This is a genomic window from Shigella sp. FC1967 (genome assembly GCF_001743005.1).
In the GTDB taxonomy this organism is placed as follows: Bacteria; Pseudomonadota; Gammaproteobacteria; order Enterobacterales; family Enterobacteriaceae; genus Proteus.
In genome coordinates this window covers 1-2,374 of sequence record NZ_MIIZ01000870.1, presented here as the reverse complement: position 1 = coordinate 2,374, position 2,374 = coordinate 1, and the positions used below count along the sequence as shown (strand labels likewise).

Annotated in this window: 1 protein-coding gene and 1 pseudogene; one reads left to right on the top strand and one right to left on the bottom strand. The window is 41.0% G+C overall.

From position 1 onward, the window contains the following. Positions 1-711, bottom strand: a pseudogene (locus BHE89_RS14940) (murein transglycosylase); the annotation flags it as partial. 343 nt (positions 712-1,054) lie between these two features. Here BHE89_RS14940 and ettA point away from each other — a divergent pair. Beyond that, positions 1,055-2,374, top strand: a 1,320-nt coding sequence (ettA, locus tag BHE89_RS14935) for an energy-dependent translational throttle protein EttA (RefSeq protein WP_128860597.1), incomplete at its 3' end; no start/stop codon positions are given.

Here is a 2,374-nt window from a genome sequence, read left to right as displayed (position 1 = left end):
AAAAATCTGTCGGTGACAGCGCGGTTGCATAGCGTCCTACTAAGCTTGGATAGTCTTGTAATTCAACCAAAGCATCACTGATAGTTTGATAATTTTGAGGAAGACGTCGAGCCAAATAAGCAGCCAGCCCCGTATTGCCTTTTTTTATCGCTAAATTAATTCGCTCTAATACTAATTCTGGTGTTAATTGATTCGCCTTTTGCCATTCATCAAAAAGAGGATCGCAACTTGATGGCATTGAAGTGCCATTTAGCCATGCTTCTTTAGCACCTACCCATGCGGTTTGAATATCACCGGTTGCCCATTTTGCATAATAGTAATTACATCTTGCGGCTTTAGGATTCGGCGGATTTGGACTAAACGTCAGTAAGTTTTTCCACTCTTGACGTTTTGCCAATTCATTCACAAATAATGAAGGCAGTGCTTTTGCTGGCGGTAATGTAGGATATTTAGCAACAAATTCAGTGACCACAGCAGGTGCAATCACATCAAGGTTGTCCGTAATTTGACGGTATTCCAAATAGGGATAAAGTGGGTAGCTTTGCAATGTAGGCAGTAATTTTTCTACTTCATCTGTTTTTTTTAAGATCCCATGCAGCTTTAATTTCTTGATAACGAACACGTTGTTCACTTAATGAATCTGCTTGTGTCCATGTAGAAAAAACACAATGTTCCTATTGCTATTGCTAATGACCATGTTTGCTTTACCACGTAATTTCTCCCACTTCAAATAGAACCACCAAAGAGTGAATACATTAGCTAATATGATAATCATTAACAATGTAAGTTCCCCTCTTTAAGCGAAATTTTCATTACTTTTAGAGGAAGTGCGAAAGGTAGATAAAAACCTCGCTTTTGACTAAGGTTTTCTTTTATAAATCGGGTATACTGGCGACTTTCATCATTTTCGGGTCTTTGGCAAATACTGACATTGACTTTGCTATTGTTCATTTTGGTGCCATAAACACGCGACTTAATCACAAAAAAATTTGTTTTTAGCGCAAAAAAGTGGCACCTAAGATAAAATCTCTTTTATAATCAAAGGGTAATTATAGTGGCTCAATACGTTTATAGTATGTTGCGTGTCGGGAAAATTGTCCCGCCTAAGCGACATATCCTTAAAAACATTTCACTCAGCTTCTTCCCGGGCGCGAAAATTGGTGTGCTTGGTCTTAATGGTGCCGGTAAATCGACATTACTACGCATCATGGCAGGTATTGATACTGATATCGAAGGTGAAGCACGTCCACAGCCAGGTATTAAAATTGGTTACTTACCACAAGAACCTAAATTAAACCCTGAACATACTGTACGTGAAGCCGTTGAAGAAGCCGTCAGTGAACTGAAAAATGCATTAAATCGCCTTGATGAAGTTTATGCGGCTTATGCCGATCCTGATGCTGATTTCGATAAATTAGCAAAAGAACAAGGTCAGTTAGAAGCGATTATCCAATCTCATGATGGTCATAACCTTGAAAACCAATTAGAGCGTGCAGCAGAGGCGCTGCGTTTACCAGAATGGGACGCTAAGATTGAGAAACTTTCAGGGGGTGAACGCCGCCGTGTTGCTATCTGTCGTCTTCTGTTAGAAAAACCAGATATGCTGTTATTAGATGAACCGACTAACCACTTAGACGCCGAATCAGTGGCTTGGTTAGAACGCTTCCTACACGATTATGAAGGTACCGTCGTAGCAATCACGCACGACCGTTATTTCCTTGATAACGTAGCGGGTTGGATCTTAGAACTTGACCGTGGTGAAGGTATTCCATGGGAAGGTAACTACTCTTCTTGGTTAGAGCAAAAAGATGCGCGTCTTGAACAAGAAGCAGCAACTGAAGCGGCTCGCCATAAATCTATTCAGAAAGAACTTGAGTGGATCCGCCAAAATCCTAAAGGTCGTCAAGCAAAAGGCAAGGCTCGCCTTGCTCGCTTTGAAGAACTTAACAGCGTTGATTATCAAAAACGTAATGAAACCAGTGAACTCTTTATTCCACCTGGACCACGTTTAGGGGATAAAGTATTAGAAATTAATAATCTAACAAAGTCTTATGGTGATCGTGTTCTGATTGATGATTTAAGCTTCTCGATCCCCAAAGGGGCGATTGTCGGTATTATCGGTCCCAACGGTGCCGGTAAATCAACACTATTCCGTATGATCTCAGGTCAAGAACAACCCGATTCAGGCACTTTAACACTGGGTGATACTGTTAAGCTGGCATCGGTTGATCAGTTCCGCGATAGTATGGACGACAGTAAAACGGTTTGGGAAGAAGTTTCAGGTGGCCAAGACATTATGCGCATTGGTAACTTTGAAATTCCAAGCCGTGCCTATGTTGGTCGCTTTAACTTTAAAGGTGTGGATCAAGGTAAA